Below are 17,777 nucleotides of genomic sequence, written 5' to 3' on the forward strand. Positions count from 1 at the left end.
TGCCTGCTCCCACAACTTGCGACGCCTCGCGAAGCGCGCCCCTCGTCGGATCAGGTGAGTAACGATATAGCTAAGGTTACAGCCGCTGTCAAGAACAAAGCAAGAACATAACGCTGCGCGCCTCACGCCCGCCCACGTCGTCACCTCCCTGGACTTGATCCGGGCACCCGTGCCGGCGATCCCGATCGGATAGGCGCGGCGCCTGTCTCCCTCCCCACAAGGGGGAGGAGGGTTCCCGCGGGTGTCATCCCCGGCGGCCGCAGGCCGGGAAGGGGATCCACGATCACGCACGAAGCCATGGATTCCCTTCCCCTTCGCTGCGCTCCGGCCGGGAATGACACCGAGGCCGCCCTTACAATCGGGACGCGCGAGAACAGGCCCGGCTTTGCCGACCCGGCGTTTCGTGCTCTATCGGGCGGAGCATCGAAACCGCAAAACCATGCCCCTCGCCCGGTCGCCTCTCGCCTATGGCCTGATCGTCCTTCTCGGATGTTTGAGCGTCGCATCCCTCGTCGTCGGCCCGGCGCCGATCACGGTGCCCGTGGCCCTGCGGGCGCTCGTGTCCGACCAGGGAGCGGCGAGCATCGTGGTGCGGGAGATCCGCCTGCCGCGCACGCTTCTCGCCCTGCTCATCGGCTGGATCTTCGGCCTTTCGGGCGCGGGGCTCCAGGGGCTGCTGCGCAATCCGCTTGCCGACACGGCGGTGTTCGGGGCCCCGCAGGCCGCCGCGCTCGGGGCGGTGCTCGTGATCTATTTCGGCCTCGTCGGCACCCTGTCCTGGGTGCTGCCCTTCGCGGCGATCGCCGGAGCCCTCCTGTCCATCGCGCTGGTCGTGGCGGTGGCGGGACGGGGCGCCACCATCGTGGTGTTGGTCCTCGCGGGGCTCGCGGTCGGGGCGCTCGCGGGAGCGGGGACGTCGCTGGCGATCAGTCTCTCGCCCAATCCGTTTGCCGTGACGGAGATCGTGTTCTGGCTCCTCGGCTCCTTCGAGGACCGGTCCTTCGTCCATGTGCTGCTCTGCGCCCCCTTCATCGTCTTGGCCTCGGCCCTGATCCTGGCGGCGGGACCGGGCCTGCGGGCGCTCGCCCTCGGCGAGGAGACGGCGCGGAGCCTCGGGATCGACGTGCCGCTCCTGCGCGGCCTGATCGTCGCGGGCGCCGCCATCGGCACGGGGGCTTCCGTGGCCGTGGCGGGTTCCATCGGCTTCGTCGGCCTTGTCGTGCCGCATCTCGTGCGCCCCTTCGTGGGCTACGACCCGGCCCGGACCCTCGTGCCGGCGGGCCTGGCCGGGGCGGCGCTCCTGCTCGCCGCCGACATCGCCGTGCGCCTCATCCCGTCCGGCGCCGAGGTGAAGATCGGCGTGCTGACGGCCCTGCTCGGCGTCCCGTTCTTCCTCTGGGTCATCGCCCGCCGCAGGGCCGAGCTGGTGGAGACGCCCGCATGACGCGTCTCGAAGCCCGGTCTCTGATGGTGGATCTCGGAACGCGCCGAACCCTCGACGGCATCGACCTGTCCTTTGAGCCGGGGCGCTTCACGGTGATCATCGGTCCCAACGGGGCCGGCAAGACGACCCTGCTGCGAAGCCTGGCCGGACTGGCGGTGCCGTCGAAGGGCGAGGTCGCCCTGGACGGCCGCGCCCTCGCTGGGATGTCCGCCGGCGCGCGGGCGCGCTCCATCGCCTATCTGCCCCAGGGCGGCGGAGTGGCCTGGCCCCTGCCGGTGGCAGGCGTGGTCGCGCTCGGACGCCTGCCCCATGGGGAGAGGCCCGATCGCCTGCCGAGAGAGGGCCGGGAGGCGGTCGCCTCGGCGATGTCTTCGGTCGGATTGCAGGATTTCGCCCACAGGCCCGCCACGGCCCTGTCGGGCGGCGAGCGGGCCCGGGTGCTGCTCGCCCGCGCTCTCGCCACGCAGGCGCCGGTGCTGCTGGCCGACGAGCCGGTCGCGGCCCTCGATCCGCGCCATCAGCTCGTCGTGCTTGATGTCCTGAAGGCCCGCGCCCGCGCCGGCGTCACGGTGGTCGCCGTCATGCACGACCTGACGCTGGCGGCCCGCTTCGCCGACGACATCGTGCTGCTCGACCGGGGGAGGGTCGAAGCCTCCGGCCCGCCGGCGGCGGTTCTGACCGAGGAACGGCTCGCGGCGATCTTCGGCATCCGGGCGCAGGTTCTGGAGCTGGCGGGTGGCCTCCTGGTGCTGGCCGAGAGGCCCCTGGAGGGGGCTCGGCCGGATGCCGGGCAATGAATTTCGCACATTGGTATTCCGTTACGGACTTGCATTGACAAAGCCATAAGCCCGACGGATACCCCTGGCTTGCGGCATCGGATCCGGTCCCGGATGTGTACTTTTGGGATCCGTCCGGTGCATCTTCTCGTTGCTGGCGCATCGTTCTTCGCAGAAAACGGGGCCCCTTGTTTTACTCACGTGGTCCTTCGAGGCCGCACGATGTGCTACGGTACGGCAGGTCTATGAATCAGCAGGGTCTCAAGAAAGCGCTCATCGTTGTGCATGATCTCGTGATGACGGGCGTGGCCGTCCTTGCGACCTTCTACGTGCGCTTCGACGGTTCGGTCCTTCACGACAGGCTCTCCCATCTGCCGGTCTTCCTTCCGCCCTTCATCGCCTTCGCGGGCGTGGTCTACTGGTTCTCCCAGCTCTACAAGTCCAAGTGGCGCTTCGCGTCCCTGCCCGACCTGTTCAACATCTTCCGGGCCGCGACCATCCTGGCCGTGACCCTGCTGGTGGTCGATTACATTCTCGTCTCGCCGCAGCTTCGGGGCACCTTCTTCTTCGGCAAGATCACGATCGCCCTCTATTGGCTGATCCAGATGTTCCTGCTGGGCGGCCCGCGGCTGGCGTTCCGCTACATGAAATACGCCCGCTCGCGCCATACCCTGCAGCGGGATTCCAGCACGCCGACCCTGCTCCTGGGCCGCGGCAGCGACATCGAGGTGATCCTGCGGGCCATCGAGGCCGGCACGGTCAAGAAGACGCAGCCCAAGGGCATCCTGTCCTGGCGGGCCGACGATCTGGGACAATCCATGCGCGGCGTGCCCGTGCTCGGCACCTTCGGCGATCTCGACCAGGTGATTCAGGACTTCCACGAGCGGGGCACACCCATCCGCCGCCTTCTGGCGACGCCGAGCGCCCTGATGCCGGAAGCGAACCCGGACATGCTGCTCGCCCGCGCCCGCCGCCTCGGCCTGCCGCTGGTGCGGGTCACGAGCCTGGGCGAGGGCATGCGCGACGCCGAGCTCGCGCCGCTGGAGATCGAGGACCTGCTCCTGCGCCCGACCGTGCAGATCGACCGCAAGCGGCTCGAAACCTTCATCCGCGGCAAGCGCGTTCTGGTCACGGGCGGCGGCGGCTCCATCGGGTCGGAGATCTGCACCCGCGTGGTCGCCTTCGGGGCCCGCGACCTGATGATCCTCGAAAGCTCCGAGCCGTCCCTGCACCACATCCTGGAAAACCCCGCCCTGCTGTCGAGCGACACCAACGTGGACGGGGTCATCGCCGACGTGCGCGACCGGGACCGGGTGCGCGAGGTGATGAACGGGTTCCAGCCCGAGGTGGTCTTCCACGCGGCCGCCCTCAAGCATGTTCCCTATCTCGAGAAGAACTGGACCGAGGGGGTCAAGACCAATGTGTTCGGCTCGGTGAACGTGGCCGATGCGGCCGTGGAGGCGGGCGCCGACACCATCGTGATGATCTCCACCGACAAGGCCATCGACCCGGTCTCCATGCTCGGCGCCACCAAGCGCTTCGCCGAGATGTACGGGCAGGCGCTCGACGCCGAGTTCATGGGCCGCAACGGCGCCACCCGCATCATCGCGGTGCGCTTCGGCAACGTGTTGGGCTCGGTCGGTTCCGTGGTGCCGAAGTTCAAGGCGCAGATCGCCCGCGGCGGACCGCTCACGGTCACCCATCCGGACATGGTGCGCTACTTCATGACCACCCGCGAGGCGGCCGATCTGGTGCTCACCTCCGCGTCCCACGCGGAAGAGAGCCGCGCCCTGACGGAGCGCACCAACGGCGACGAGCGCGCCTCGGTCTACGTGCTCAAGATGGGCCAGCCGGTGAGGATCTACGAACTGGCGGAGCGCATGATCCGGCTCGCCGGCTACGAGCCGGGCGAGGATATCGAGATCCAGGTCACCGGCACGCGTCCGGGCGAGCGGCTGCACGAGATCCTCTTCGCCCGCGAAGAGCCCCGTACGGAAATCGGCATCGACGGCGTCATGGCGGCGAAACCCATCTTCGCCGACCGGGAGCGGGTCGATCAGTGGCTGCAGATCCTGACGCGCTCCCTCGCGAACGGCGACCGCGCCCTGGCCGAGCAGGTGTTCGAGGATGCGATCCCGGAATTCAAGCGCCGGAAGCCCGCGCCGCCGCCTGCCGAGCCAGTTCAGCAAGCGCGTCTCGCGTCGAGCTGACCGGCTTCCATCCCAGGTTCCGCAAGGCTTCGGGGCTCGCGACCAGCGAGCCGGCCAGCCGCTCATAGGCCTCGTTCCGGCCGGTGAGGGCAGCCGCTCCTTTCAGGAGGAAGGACGGCACCGGGACAAGGCCCGGCCCACGCCCCAGACCCTTGCGCAGAGCCGTGACGATCTCGGGGATCGTCACCGGTTCCGGGTCGGCCACGAGGAAGGGGCGCCTCAGGGAGCCTTCCGCGCGCAGGATCATGTCCACCGCCTCAGCCAGATTGTCGAGGGAGAGGAGCGAGCGCTTGGCGCTCAGGCTGCCGAGGGGCAGGGGCCAAGGCGATTGTGCGAGCGTCAGGAGCGCCGCCATGTTGCCCTTCACGCCGGGACCGTAGACGAGCGCGGGGCGAAGGGCCGCCCAGTCGAGCCCGAGGGCGGAGAGGCCCCGCTCGGCCTCGAGCTTCGAGCGGCCGTAAGGGTCGGTCGGGCGCGGCTCCTGGGCCTCGGTCAGGACACCCTCGGCGGTCGGTCCGCTCTGGGCCCGGATCGAGGAGAGGAACACGAATCGCTTCACGCCCGCCCGCTCGGCGGATTGCGCGAGCTTCACGGTCGCCTCGGTGTTGATGGTCCGGTAATCGTCCTCCGGCCGTCCCGACATGGCGTGGGCGAGCCCCGCCGAGTGGATCACCATGTCCACGTCGCGAAGCGCCGCCGCCATGTTGTGCGGGGAGGCGATGTCGCCGATCACCGCGCTCGACGCGCCGGCGGGCACCTCGGATGGCCGGCGCAGCAGCACCCGGACCCGGTAGCCGCGCCGGGGCAGCTCGTTCAGGAGATGTCGTCCGATGAAACCCGTGGCGCCGGTCAGGGCAATCAGGGGTGCATTCATCGGGAAACCTCCAAGGGGACTGATACGCGCGGATGCGAGAAACGCCTGAGAACCAGGCCGACGAGAGCGGCCCCCAAGGCAAGCGCCGCGATCTGCACCGCGCCCGAGGGCCAGACAAGGGTCATAGCGGCCAGAGCGGCCAGGACAAGGTTGAGACCGAAAACATGAGCGTTGACCTGAAGAACCGAGAAGCCGTTGTCGGTCGCCTTCTGATAGAAATGGCTGCGATGAGCCTCCCACACCTTCTCGCGACGGGCGATGCGGCGCAGCAGGGTGATGGTCGCGTCCATCAGGTAGTAGAGCGGCAGCAGGAGCGCCGCCGCGAGCGCGCCCGTTCCGGCGAGCTGGAGCAGCAGCCAGCCGACGAGAAGTCCGATGGGCAATGAGCCGACATCGCCGAGGAACAGGCGGGCCACGGGCTTGTTGAAGGGCGCGAATCCGAGGAGTGCGCCGCAGAGGGCGAGGGCTACGAAGGTCACCAGGACCGACATAGGTAGCTCCCCCGCAGGCCCAAGAAGAGCAATAGCAGCCGTCACCGGCACCATCTCGGCCACGGTGATCCAGTCGAGCCCGTCCATGAAGTTGACGAGGTTCACGAACCAGACGCCGCCGAGAATGAGAATGGCCTGCTCGACGGCGAGAGGAACGACTTCCGGCAGCACCCTTAAGTCACTTGTCACCACGACGGCAGCAACGGCTGCAACCTGAAGAACAAGGCGCAGGCTCGCCGGCAAGGGACGAATATCATCGACTGCGCCAACGATGGCCAAGAGCAACGAGGCGCCTGCAAGAACGACGAAGGTTTTGAAGAAATGGTCTGGCAAACTGAGCAAGGCGAAAGCCAGAGCCATCGCGATCAGCACGGCGCCGACAACAGCGATGCCACCTCCTTGAGGTGTCGGGCTCTGGTGGCTCGACCGAGCATTGGGTCGCGCTAGGGCATAGCGGACCAAGAGCGGCTTGAGAGCCACGATAAGAACGGCCGACAGGAAACCTGCTGTCAGCATGATCACAGATAGAATGACGACGGTGAAGAACGCAAAAGGATTGAACAGCACGGACAGCAGAAAGCCGACCGCCACCAACGCAGCCCAAAACCCGATCAGCTTGAGATAATCCGCGATCATCTCACGCCCCGTGATAGTCGCGGTACCAAGCCACGAACCGCCTGATGCCCTCTTCCAGCGAGGTCGCGGGCGCGAAGCCCACGTCGCGGCGCAAGTCCGTCACGTCGGCGCGCGTTTCCAGCACGTCGCCGGGCGGGAGCGGGACGTCCACGCGGTTCGCTTGTCTGCCGAGCGCATTCTCGATGAGCGCGATGAGATCGTTCACCTCTTCCGGTGAATCGTTGCCGATGTTGTAGACCCGATGCGGCGCGGGGCCGGTGGCCGGATCGGGATGCTCGGCATCCCAGGCCGGATCGGGCGCCGGGATCCTGTCGACCAGCCGGACGATCCCCTCCACGATATCGTCCACATAGGTGAAGTCGCGCCAGACCCGCCCCGCCTGGGCGACCTGGATCTCCCGGCCCTCGGCGATGGCGTGGGTGAATTTGTACACCGCCATGTCGGGCCGGCCCCAGGGACCGTAGACGGTGAAGAAGCGCAGGGCCGTGCAGGGCAATCCGAAGAGAGACGCATAGGAATGCGCCATCATCTCGTTGGCTTTCTTGGTGGCGGCATAGAGGCTGATCGGGTGATCGGTGCTGTCGTGCTCCGAGAAGGGCAGCTTGCGGTTGGCCCCGTAGACGGAACTCGACGAGGCATAGACGAGATGCCGGATCCCGCCGTGGCGGCAGGCTTCGAGCATGTTCATGAAGCCGATGAGGTTCGACGACGCATACGGGTTGGGATCGACGAAGCGCACGCCCGGCTGGGCCGCGAGATGGATCACCTTCTCGAAACGGTGGCGCTCGAACAGGTCGCGGGTTGCCTCGGCGTCCGCGAGATCCAGGCGCTCGCCCGCGAAGGTGTTGTGCGGGGTCAGCTTTCCGAAGCGGGCTTCCTTCAGGCTTACGTCGTAATAGGGCGTGAAGCTGTCGACTCCGACCACATGATGGCCATCGGCCATAAGCCGCTGCGCCACGTGGAAGCCGATGAAACCCGCTGCGCCGGTGACAAGGATGGGAGCTGACATGAAGAGGCCTGCCTGATGAAGTGGAGGGAACCTTAGCGCATCGTGCGGAAAAGTGGTCCCGGTTTTTCCGCCTGGACATTGCGCTCTCCGGGGATGTGGAGCACCGGGCCGAACCCGAAAGTGCAGGCCCACCTTTGGGTCGGATGCTTCAGACCTTTTCGTCAGGGAGAGACCCGTTCGGGGCAGCCGCGCCAGGCGCGGAATTCAGGTCGCGAAATCCTTCAAGGAGGCGGGACGTGTCTCTTTGGCTTCTGCCGGAGGTTCCGCGCAAGTCGCGTCCAGGTCCTCTTCCAGCGGCTCGAACGCGAAGGATTGGCGCTCCCGGGCCATGAAGGCCGTGGGCATGACGGCCTGCATCTCGGCCTCGGCGGCCTTCAGGAAGGCGTCGTCGTGACCGGGATAGAGATGGAAGATCGCCAGCGCCTTCACGCCGACGCTCTGCGCGAGCTCGACGCCCTTCTGCCAGGTGGAATGGCCCCAGCCCCGGCAATAGGAATATTCGGCGTCGGAGAACATGCCGTCGAACACCATCAGGTCGGTGCCGCGCACGAACTCCGCGAGGCTCGGATCGGGCCACGGGTCGCTGTGCTCCACGTCGCTGATATAGCAGATGCTGCGGCCCCGGTGGCTGATGCGGAAGCCCGTGGCTCCGCCGGGATGGTTCAGGAGGTGCGTGTCGATCCGCGTCCCGTCGTCGAGGACGAGCGCCTCGCCCGCCTTGAAGCCATGATGTTCGAACCGCGCGGGAAGCTGGCCGAGGCGCACGGGAAAGAGCGGTGGAGCGAAGAGGCGGTTCAGGGGCTCCATGGCGCTCTCCCCTTCCAGGTGGCCGCAATAGGTGCGGATCACCCGCTCCTTGGCGAGAAGGGCAGGCTTGAAGAAGGGAAGGCCGCTGATGTGGTCGAGATGAAGATGGCTCAGGAGGATGTCGATCTTCTCGGGCGCGGTCGCGGCGAGCTCGGTGCCGAGGGCGGAAAGACCGGTTCCCGCATCGAGGATGAACAGGCGATCCCCGCAGCGGACCTCGACGCACGGCGTATGCGAGCCGAACTCGACGAATTGGGGGCCGGATGCGCAGGTGGAGCCGCGTATGCCCCAGAACCGGACCCGCAACGCGTCAGAGGATGCAACACGCCTTACCATTTCAGGATCATGACCAATCGAAAACCCTGCTTATGTGTGCTAGCGCACATCGAACAAGCTGCCCCCGAGCGGGACGGCAGGTCAAGGTAAATATATCACGCACTCAACGCCTCGAGAGCCCTGGTGCGGCGATCCACCACCGGCTCGCCCCGCTCGAAATGGATAACAGCGTCGAAGGGCGGTTGATCCATTGCCGGCGAGATCGATGGCGTGACGAGGATCAGCCCACGTCCGACGAAGGCGCGGCGCAGGTTGGCGACGAGCCGGTCGGCGGCCGGACCCGGCAGGCCGTCGAGGGCGCGTTGCACCACCAGGATGCTCGGCCGGCGCACGAGGCCGCGCACCAGATCGACGGCCGCCACCTCGGTCAAGGTCAGGTCGTCGCCCTGCGGGTCCACCGGCGTATCGAGCCCGATGCGCGAGACCTCGCCGTCGAGGCCCCGCTGCGTGAGGATGCGGCGCGTCACCTCCTGCACGGATTCGAGAGCGCCGGCCTGATCGGCCACGATGCGCCCGAAGAGCAGGTTGTCCTGGATGCTGGCCGCCGCGCAGAAGCGTCTCTCGTCGTAGAACTCGATCGAGGATTTCAGGCTCACCGGCAGCATCCGGGCGAAGTCCGCCCGGGCCACGAGGATCTGCTCCTCCATGGCGGGTTCGAGCAGCCCCAGGCGATGCCGGCTCTCGTTGTAGCGCAGGGCGAGGCCGATCAGGCGCTCCCGGTCCCGCGAGGTCTGGTCGCTGCGCCGCTGCTCGTTCCTGCGATCGACGAGATCCTGGAAGTAAGGGCGGTCCGCCGCCGAGAAGAACGAGAAGCGCTCGAAGAGCGGCGACCCGTCCGGGATGTCGGCGAAGATCTCGATCATGCTCGTGGCGATCGACAGGCCCATCCGGGCCAGCGGCTTGGTCAGCTCGTTGGCCTCCAGGATCGCCCGGACGAAGGGGTGGCTCGACAGCTGGTCCTCCTGGAAGGAATCCCCGATGGGCTTCCCGAACAGCAGGTTCTCGCCGATCGTGGCGTAGCGGTTGTAGCGCGTCGCCCCGAAAGGATCGACGAAGCGGTCGAGTCCATCGGCGGTGAGCGCCGCCTGCACGGCGCGGCGCGCCTCCACGATGGCGGCGGCCAGCTCCGGCTCGCGCGCCGGATCGAGGGTTCCCGACAGGCCGCGGGCATGGGTCAGGCGGTCGAGGCCCGCTACCGCGATGGCCTCGGACAGGCGGTGCCTGAGCTCGCCCTCAGGGGCCGAGGCGCCGTAGAGCAGGTTGTCCCGCAGGCTGCCCTCGATCAGCACCGTGTTGCCCGTGAAGGCGATGCGCCGGCTGCGCTCCACCGGATCGGCGGCCGAGAGATCGACGCCGCCATAGGTGAGACGGCCGAAGGACGGGGGAACCTGCCCGCTCATGAGGGCCGCAAGCAGCCGTGGGCCTGCATCCCCGTCGCCGACCAGGGCCACGTGGGACGGGAAGGCGATGTTCAGGTTGACGGAGGTCACCCGCGCGCCGCTGGCAGGATCGTAGGCTGAGACGCCTTGGGCGACGAGCGCGCCGCTCTCGGGCAGGCCGGCCTTGCCCTTCAGGGCCGCGCGCAGCTTCAGCGGCCCCAGACCCTTGCCGAGATCGATGAGGAGCGCCCGCGCCCTCAAGGTGAGCCGGTGCCACTGGACGACCTCGCGCGTTCCGTAGGCGGCCAGCGCCGCCGCGAGCACGCAGGCCGCCACCGTTCCGGCCGTCAGGGGGCGCTCCTGCGAGAACCAGGCGCCGAGGGCCAGGATCGACAGGGGGGCGACCATGAGGACGGCCGCGGAGGCAGCTTCGACAAGGGCCAGGCGGTATTCCCACCGCATCACCGGCCGGTGGCTCAGCACCAGCGCCTCGCGCACCCGGTTGCGCTCGAAGGGCGCGGTGCCGTGAGCGCGCAGCGCGGGAATGCGGTGCTCAAGATCTTCGAACACGCCCTCGGCTTCGTCGCCCTCGCGGTGCCGGGCGGCGGTGGCATCGAAGCGCAGCAGGGAGCGGCGGGCGCTCGCGACGGCGCCCAGCGTCAGGACCAGCGCCAGGGCAGCGCCCAGGTGCCAGTCCATGACGAACACATAGACACAGGCGAGGCCGATCATGCCGCCCAGCTTCACCGGCATGAGCAGGCTCGCGCCCAGGACGCCGCTTTCGCGCGCCAGCCCGCGGCCCGCCAGGGCCGTCACCATGGCGATCTCGTCATGGGAGGCGGACGGCACCTTGAGAATGACGTCGAGGGCGGCCGACTGGGTCTTCGTGAGCATCCTCAGGCCGATGCCGACCACCAGCCACTCGAACGCGACCAGGATCAGGCCGAGGAGAAGGGGAACGAGCATGATGCCGACGATCGAGACCACCGCGAAGGCCTCGGACCCCAGCAGGATGCCCGGAAAAAGCACGATGGCGTCGGGCCGGGGATCCACCGGCGACGCGATGGCGACGCGCAGAAAGGATCCAGGCGCATCCCAGCCGCCCGCGGCCCCGGTCGCCCGGTCGACGACGTCGTGCACGAGGTGGAACCCCGCGAGGATCAGAAGGCCGGCCAGGGCCAGAAGACCAAATCCGACGAGATGGCGATAAGGAGAGGTTTTCCACGCCAGGCGCAGCGGATCGCGCTCCACGACAAGTCCCAAGGACGACTCCAACGGTCAGGTTCACGTAACGGAGATGGAACCTAAAGCATTTTTCGGCGAATGGGATGAGCGTGGCGGTTAAAAAGTGTGTTGCGGCACATGACGGTCCGGATTGCCTTGATCGGCCAGCCACGTCGGCGTGCTTGCAAGGTGACGCCGACCACGTCATGGCCGGCCTCGTGCCGGCCATCCCGACGCGGAAGAGTTCAGCGCCTCATGCAATCGAGATCACCGGCACGGGCCCGCGGATCAAGTCCGGGGAGGTGATGACGTGGGGCAGGGGAGAGGCCGTTGCCGCAGCTTTAAGCCCGATTCCCGCAATCGCCAGCCGCTTCAAACTTTGCCGGTTCCTCCTCTCGCCGCGCCGCGCTTCAACGCTATGTCACCCCCCTTGGAATCCCGCTCTGCTGCCTTTTACGGAGGATCGTAAGGCTTTCCATGACGTCTCCTCTGCCGCTCGATTCGGTCTTCCAAACTGTCCTCGAGGTTCCGAACAGGACGCCGAGCCCGGATCTGCCGCGCCGTCTGACGGGGCTGTTCAGGGAACTGGCCCTGCCCGAACCCACGCGCCCGGTCGAAGACATCGAGGATCAGATCTGGGCCCTGTGGGGATCGCACGAGGATCGCCTGGCCGAGGAGACCCTGATGGCGGCCGTGGAGGCCATCGGCTCGGGGTCGCTCAAGACCGCCCGGCCCCTGCTCGACCATCTCGTCGGCACGTACCCGGACTGGGCGGAAGCCTGGAACAAGCGGGCGACGCTCGCCTCCATCGAGAAGCGCGATGCGGACAGCCTGCTCGACATCGCCCGCACCCTGCAGCTGGAGCCGCGCCATTTCGGCGCCATCGCGGGCTTCGGCAACATCTGCCTGCGCAACGCCCATCTCAACGAGGCCCGCGCGGCCTTCCAGATCGCCCTGTCGATCAATCCGCACATGGACGACCTGCGCGACATGCTGGAGAACCTGTCGCCGCATCATCTGATGCTGCATTGAGGTCCGTGGGGACGTGTAAGCGCGACATTGGGGCCGTTGCGGCCCGCCGGCGAGGGCGTACCTTAGGCGCCATGTCCGATTCGCCTGCCCTCCTGTCCCGCCCCATCATCCTGCCAGTCGACGGCCGTCAGTCGCCCGTGGCCGCCGGCGTCCAGCGCGGCGTGCGCCGCCTGTTCTCGCAGCTCGGCCACGTGACCCTGCCGGAATTCACCCTCGCCAACGGCCGGCGCGCCGATCTCATCGCGCTCGCCCCCGATGGGGCACTCACGATCATCGAGATCAAGTCGAGCGTGGCGGATTTCCGGGCCGACCGGAAATGGCCCGATTACGAGGACTTCTGCGACCGGTTCTACTTCGCCGTGCCGGAGACGGTTCCCTTCGACATCCTGCCCGAGGACCGCGGCCTGATCGTCGCCGACAGCTTCGGGGCGGCGATCATGCGGGAGGCGGCGCACCATCCGCTCGCCGGCGCGCGCCGCAAGGCCGTGACCCTGCGCTTCGCCCATTCGGCCGCGTCCCTGCTGCACGCCCTGGCCGACCCGGATCGGATCGCCGACGGGCGGCTTTGAGACCTCCACACCCGTGGAGCGATTCCTGTGCATGCCTGTTCCCGGAACGGTTGCGTGACGGGAGACCAGGTTTCACAGTTCCCGCGACGCTTCATGCCGCGAGGATCATGGACCAGCCATGGAACAGGCGATCAGGTTTCTGCTCAGCAATTTCACGCTGACGCTTTTCGTCGTCGGGCTCATGGCATCGCTCATCGCCCTGATGCGGCACCCGCGTCCCTGGAGCCGCGTGACGATCGTCGAGGCCCTGCTGTCGTGGTTCCTGTTCTTCTCGCTCGGAGTCAGCTTCCTCTACAATTTCGTCATGCATGTCTTCTTCTCCGAGATGGCTGCCGCGTTCATCGGTTGGCAGACCAGCCCGTTCCAGAAGGAAGTCGGCTTCGCCAGCCTCGGGTTCTCCGTGGTGGGGTTCATGGCCTTCAAAGGCGGTCACGGGATGCGTCTCGCCGCCCTCGTCGGCCCGGCTTGCTTCCTCTGGGGAGCCGCGGCCGGTCACGTGCAGCAGATGATTGCGGCGCACAACTTCGCCCCCGGCAATGCAGGCGTGATCTTCTACACGGATATCCTGCTGCCGCTGTTCGGGCTTGCTTTCCTCTGGATGCGAAGGCGGACCGAGACGATCAGGGGGACGAGCCTGCGAACTGCAGCTTCTCCGCTCTGACCTTCAAGGCAGTGAGCATCAGCGCGGTGCGCGCTTGGCGAGGATCCGCTGGAGGGTCCGGCGGTGCATGTTGAGGCGCCGCGCCGTTTCCGAGACATTGCGGCCGCAGAGCTCGTAGACGCGCTGGATGTGCTCCCAGCGCACCCGGTCGGCCGACATGGGGTTTTCCGGCGGCAGGGCGCGCTCCCCGGGCTGGGCCATGAGGGCGGCGTGGATCTCGTCCGCATCGGCGGGTTTGGCCAGGTAATCGAAAGCTCCCATCTTCACTGCCGTCACGGCGGTGGCGATGTTGCCGTAACCGGTGAGGATGACCCCACGGGCGTCCGGGCGGCGGCTCTTCAGGCGCTCGATCACGTCGAGGCCGTTGCCGTCGCCGAGGCGCATGTCGATCACCGCGAAGGCCGGTGGCTCGCTCTCGATGGCGGCCAGGCCATCGGTCACGCTCTCGGCCACGCGAACTTCATAGCCGCGGCCTTCCATGGCGCGGGCGAGACGGGTCGAGAACGGCCGGTCGTCGTCGACGATCAAGAGACTCTTGTCGGCGCGATCTTCGAACGCGGCAGGCGCATCGGCCATCAGACATTCTCCTTGCATCCGAGGATGAAATCCCTTCATGAGCGAGCCTGTCCGGCTCCTCTCTCATATGGGAATTCTTCCCCTAAACTTTGAGAGACGGCGACGTGTCTCCCTGCGGCGAAATTGCCGCACCTCGTTCAAACGCATGACGGGGCCAAACGATCCGTGCGATGGCCCCGGAGGCCGGCGGCGCGGCGTTCGTCAGGATCAGTTCGGCGCCCGAACGCTCGATCAGGGTCTTGGCGATGAACAGCCCCAGGCCCAATCCTCCGCCTTCCTCGCTGTCCTCCGTCCGTTCGGCGGCGCTGCGGGTGGTCACATAAGGCTCGCCGACCCTGAGCAGAATATCGGGCGCGTAACCGGGGCCGTCATCCCGGATCTCGATGAAAACCTCGTGAGGAGACCAGCAGGCCTCGATCATGACCCGGCTTTCGGCGAAGTCCGTGGCGTTGTCGAGGATGTTCGACAGGCCATAGACGACGCCCGGGTTGCGCCGCCCCATGGGCTCCGGTCCCTCGCCCCTGGTCTCGACCTTGACGTCGAAGCCCACGGCGCGCTGCGGCTCGACGATCTCCTCCACCAGATGGCTGAGCGAGATGGTCTCCAGGAACTCGGCTTCCTCCTCCTGGCCCATGGAGGTGAGCTTGGTCAGGATGGTGCGGCAGCGCTCCACCTGCTCCTGCAGGAGCTTCAGATCCTCCCCCTCGGGGCCATCCTTGGGCATGGAATGGCTCAGCTCCTTCGTCACCAGGGCGATGGTGGCGAGCGGCGTGCCGAGCTCATGGGCGGCCGCGGCGGCCAGACCGTCGAGCTGGGACAGGTGCTGCTCCCGGGCGAGCACCAGCTCGGTGGCCGCGAGCGCCTGGGCGAGCTGCCTGGCCTCCTCGGCGACCCGCCAGGCATAGATGCCCGTGAAGGCCGTGCCGAGGGCGATCGCCGTCCAGATACCGGTTACGTAGAGGAAGGGGAGGGAGAGGTCCTGTCCGGGAAACCACGGCAGCGGCCGATGGGTGAGCACCAGGAGCGTCGCGCAGCCGATGGCCAGAAGGCCCAGGCCCAGGGTCCGCTCCGGGGTCAGGGCCGTGGCCGAGATCAGGACGGGCGCCAGGAACAGCATGGCGAAGGGGTTCTCCAGGCCCCCCGTCAGGTAGAGGAGCCCCGTCAGCTGCAGGATGTCGAAGGCGAGCAGCGACGTGGCGATATTGTCGCTGAGCCGGTGGCTCGCCGGGTACTGGATGCGCAGGAGCAGGTTGACCCAGACCGAGGCGCCGATGACGAGGAAGCAAAGACCGAACGGGAGGGGGAAGCCCAGGCCGAATCGGACGCCCGCGACCGCCGCCGCCTGACCGGCGATGGCGAGCCAGCGCAGGCGCACGAGCGTGTCGAGTCGCAGGTGCCGGGCATGGTGGGTCAGGCTTTTCTGGTCGATCTTGGACATCCCCGAACAGAATAGGGCCGTGATTGTGTTCGCCAAGCATCCATTCTTGGCCTATTTTCCTAAGATGTGCTTAGGCTCTGCTCCGGAACCAAAGTATGTAGCCCGTTTTCGCTGTGGAAGAGATAGTCTGTTGCAATAATCTGAAGGAACTTTAATCTTAAAATTACGGTTGAGGATAAAGCCTACCGCATGATGCGAGAATCAGGCGCCCGACCCTTTTTGGGGACAATGATGAACTTTTCATATGTTTGGTACGATACGGCGCATTGGCTTTTGAGCCCCGCTCGCGCCGCGTCCGATTTCACGAAGCATTTCTTCGACAATCCCGGCAACCCCCTGACCAACACGCCCTATGGCCGGACCGTCTCGGCGGCCTGCGAGCTGTTCGAGCGCACCACGCGGCGCTACGGCAAGCCCGCCTTCAACCTGCCGACCACTTCGATCGGCAACGAGGAGGTGGCGGTCACCGAGAGAATCGTCTGGGATCGCCCGTTCTGCCGCGTCATCTCCTTCGATCGCGACCACGCCCTCGCCAAGGAGCAGCCGAAGCTCCTGATCGTCGCGCCCATGTCGGGCCATTACGCCACGCTCCTGCGCGGCACCGTCGAGACCTTCCTGCCGACCCACCAGGTGATGATCACCGACTGGATCGACGCCCGCATGGTCCCCCTGGCGGAAGGCGCCTTCGATCTCGACGATTACATCGATTACCTTAAGGACATGTTCCGGGCGTTCGGTCCGGACCTGAGCGTCATGGCTGTTTGCCAGCCGGCCGTTCCCGTGATCGCGGCCATCGCCCGCCTCGAGGCCGAGAACGACCCGCTCGTCCCGCGCTCGATGGTCCTGATGGGCGGCCCCATCGACACCCGCCGCTCGCCCACCGCGGTCAACCGGCTGGCGGAGGAGCGCGGCATCGACTGGTTCCGGCAGCACTGCATCACCAAGGTGCCCCCGTCCCATCCGGGCTTCTGGCGCGATGTCTATCCAGGCTTCCAGCAGCTCTCCGGCTTCATGGCCATGAACATCGACCGGCACCTGACCGCCCATTACGAGATGTTCAACCACCTCGTGGACGGCGACGGCGATTCGGCCGAGAAGCACCGGGAGTTCTACGACGAGTACCTCGCCGTCATGGACCTGACCGCCGAGTTCTACCTGCAGACGATCGAGACGGTGTTCGTCAACCACGAGCTGCCCAAGGGCGAGATGATGCACCGGGACGAACCCGTGGATCTGATGGCCATCCGGCGTTGCGCCATCATGGCCGTCGAGGGCGAGCGGGATGACATCTCGGGCGTGGGCCAGACCCTGGCGGCCCTGGACTTGACCCCCAACCTGTCCTCCGACAAGAAGCTCTATCATCTGCAGGCCGGGGTCGGTCATTATGGCGTCTTCAACGGTTCTCGTTTCAGGGCTCAGATCGCTCCTCGAATCGCTGAATTCATTGAGAATCACAGCCGAGAGCCAGCCCGGAAGAGGCCGTCAAGAGCCTGACTCTGTTCTTGATGCGTTCTTAGGAGCGGCAAACGGCTGCGCTGACAGAATCGACCTGTCGGGGCAGATTGCGGACATGAAATCCGCCCTGTTTCGCCGCGTTCCCGCGGACCCGCCTCACCTCAGAGTCTTTCACGATGGCCAGACCTTCAAGGTGGCCCTCAAGCGCCGTCCGACGGCCAAGCGAATCACCCTGCGCGTCTCGAACGCGACCGGCGAGGTCGTGCTCAGCATCCCCGAGCGCACGGACGTAGGCCTCGCCCAGAAGTTCGCCGACAGCCACAGCCAGTGGATCGCCACCCGGCTCGCCAAGGTGCCGGAGCGCGTGCCCTTCGAGCCGGGGGCCCTGGTGCCCTTTCGCGGCGTGCCTCATCGGATCGTCCATTGGTCGACCATCCGGGGCGTGACCCAGGCCACCAAGGGCGGCGCGGGCGAGCCGATCATCGCCGTGGCCGGCGAGGTGTCCCATGTGGCCCGTCGGGTACGGGATTTCCTCGAGGCCGAGGCGAAAAAGGACTTCGCCGCGGCCGTGAGGAAGCATACGGCCCAGCTCGGGCAGCCGGCCAAGCGCATCACCGTGCGCGACACCAAGAGCCGCTGGGGCTCCTGCTCGGCCAACGGGGCGCTCAGCTTCTCCTGGCGCCTCATTATGGCGCCGCCTTTCGTACTCGATTACCTCGCCGCCCACGAGGTGGCCCACCTGCGCGAACTGAACCATTCCAACCGGTTCTGGAAGCTCACCTACCAGCTCTGCCCCCGCACCGACGAGGCGGAAGCCTGGCTCAAGACCTACGGCAGCGCCCTGCACCGGATCGGGTGAG

General features: G+C 67.0%; 15 protein-coding genes. 8 read left to right on the top strand and 7 right to left on the bottom strand.

Features of this window, described 5'->3' with window-relative positions:
- The first annotated feature begins 439 nt into the window (after window positions 1–439).
- From OC446_RS11350 to OC446_RS11360, 3 genes are all read left to right on the top strand, one after another.
- A complete protein-coding gene (locus OC446_RS11350) occupies window positions 440–1,444 on the top strand; it encodes a FecCD family ABC transporter permease (RefSeq protein ID WP_262029139.1) in 1,005 nt (334 codons plus the stop codon).
- On the top strand, window positions 1,441–2,241 hold the full coding sequence (locus tag OC446_RS11355; RefSeq protein WP_262029140.1) for an ABC transporter ATP-binding protein: 801 nt from the start codon (window positions 1,441–1,443) through the stop codon (window positions 2,239–2,241). The genes OC446_RS11350 and OC446_RS11355 overlap by 4 nt, the downstream gene beginning before the upstream one ends.
- Window positions 2,242–2,465: 224 nt before the next feature.
- A complete protein-coding gene (locus tag OC446_RS11360; protein ID WP_262029141.1) occupies window positions 2,466–4,430 on the top strand; it encodes a nucleoside-diphosphate sugar epimerase/dehydratase in 1,965 nt (654 codons plus the stop codon).
- Here the strand turns inward: OC446_RS11360 and OC446_RS11365 are convergent.
- From OC446_RS11365 to OC446_RS11385, 5 genes are all read right to left on the bottom strand, one after another.
- Window positions 4,363–5,304: an NAD-dependent epimerase/dehydratase family protein gene (locus OC446_RS11365; protein WP_262029142.1), complete on the bottom strand. Its 942-nt coding sequence runs from the start codon at window positions 5,302–5,304 to the stop codon at window positions 4,363–4,365. The two genes, OC446_RS11360 and OC446_RS11365, sit on opposite strands and share 68 nt — an antisense overlap.
- Window positions 5,301–6,311, bottom strand: coding sequence for an MraY family glycosyltransferase (locus OC446_RS11370; protein ID WP_262029223.1), 1,011 nt, complete (start codon window positions 6,309–6,311; stop codon window positions 5,301–5,303). The genes OC446_RS11365 and OC446_RS11370 overlap by 4 nt, the downstream gene beginning before the upstream one ends.
- A 121-nt stretch (window positions 6,312–6,432) precedes the next feature.
- Entirely contained in the window at window positions 6,433–7,440 is a 1,008-nt protein-coding gene (locus OC446_RS11375) for an NAD-dependent epimerase (protein WP_262029143.1), read from the bottom strand.
- Window positions 7,441–7,644: 204 nt separating this feature from the next.
- Window positions 7,645–8,583 carry an MBL fold metallo-hydrolase gene (locus OC446_RS11380; RefSeq protein WP_262029144.1) on the bottom strand — a complete coding sequence of 313 codons (939 nt, stop codon included), beginning with the start codon at window positions 8,581–8,583 and terminating at the stop codon, window positions 7,645–7,647.
- Between the two features lie 95 nt (window positions 8,584–8,678).
- On the bottom strand, window positions 8,679–11,225 hold the full coding sequence (locus OC446_RS11385; RefSeq protein WP_262029145.1) for an ABC transporter ATP-binding protein: 2,547 nt from the start codon (window positions 11,223–11,225) through the stop codon (window positions 8,679–8,681).
- A gap of 438 nt (window positions 11,226–11,663) precedes the next feature.
- On the opposite strand from OC446_RS11385, the gene OC446_RS11390 reads away from it, so the two are divergent.
- The 3 genes from OC446_RS11390 (at window position 11,664) to OC446_RS11400 (ending at window position 13,448) form a co-directional block, all read left to right on the top strand.
- Complete coding sequence (locus tag OC446_RS11390) at window positions 11,664–12,218, top strand: hypothetical protein (protein WP_262029146.1); 555 nt, start codon at window positions 11,664–11,666, stop codon at window positions 12,216–12,218.
- 71 nt (window positions 12,219–12,289) lie between these two features.
- Entirely contained in the window at window positions 12,290–12,787 is a 498-nt protein-coding gene (locus tag OC446_RS11395) for an MmcB family DNA repair protein (protein ID WP_262029147.1), read from the top strand.
- Between the two features lie 118 nt (window positions 12,788–12,905).
- Window positions 12,906–13,448: a DUF6790 family protein gene (locus tag OC446_RS11400; protein WP_262029148.1), complete on the top strand. Its 543-nt coding sequence runs from the start codon at window positions 12,906–12,908 to the stop codon at window positions 13,446–13,448.
- 18 nt (window positions 13,449–13,466) lie between these two features.
- On the opposite strand, the gene OC446_RS11405 is transcribed toward OC446_RS11400, so the two are convergent.
- Both OC446_RS11405 and OC446_RS11410 read right to left on the bottom strand, forming a co-directional pair.
- The gene (locus OC446_RS11405) at window positions 13,467–14,024 is read right to left on the bottom strand and encodes an ActR/PrrA/RegA family redox response regulator transcription factor (protein WP_262029149.1); all 558 of its coding nucleotides are present in this window, start codon (window positions 14,022–14,024) and stop codon (window positions 13,467–13,469) included.
- Between the two features lie 82 nt (window positions 14,025–14,106).
- Window positions 14,107–15,462, bottom strand: coding sequence for an ActS/PrrB/RegB family redox-sensitive histidine kinase (locus OC446_RS11410; protein ID WP_262029224.1), 1,356 nt, complete (start codon window positions 15,460–15,462; stop codon window positions 14,107–14,109).
- A 231-nt stretch (window positions 15,463–15,693) separates the two neighbouring features.
- On the opposite strand from OC446_RS11410, the gene OC446_RS11415 reads away from it, so the two are divergent.
- Window positions 15,694–16,956, top strand: coding sequence for a polyhydroxyalkanoate depolymerase (locus OC446_RS11415; RefSeq protein WP_262029225.1), 1,263 nt, complete (start codon window positions 15,694–15,696; stop codon window positions 16,954–16,956).
- A 76-nt stretch (window positions 16,957–17,032) separates the two neighbouring features.
- Entirely contained in the window at window positions 17,033–17,776 is a 744-nt protein-coding gene (locus tag OC446_RS11420; protein WP_262029150.1) for a M48 family metallopeptidase, read from the top strand.
- Window position 17,777 lies beyond the last annotated feature (1 nt).

It is taken from the genome of Microvirga sp. Mcv34 (genome assembly GCF_024519725.1).
GTDB lineage: Bacteria > Pseudomonadota > Alphaproteobacteria > Rhizobiales > Beijerinckiaceae > Microvirga.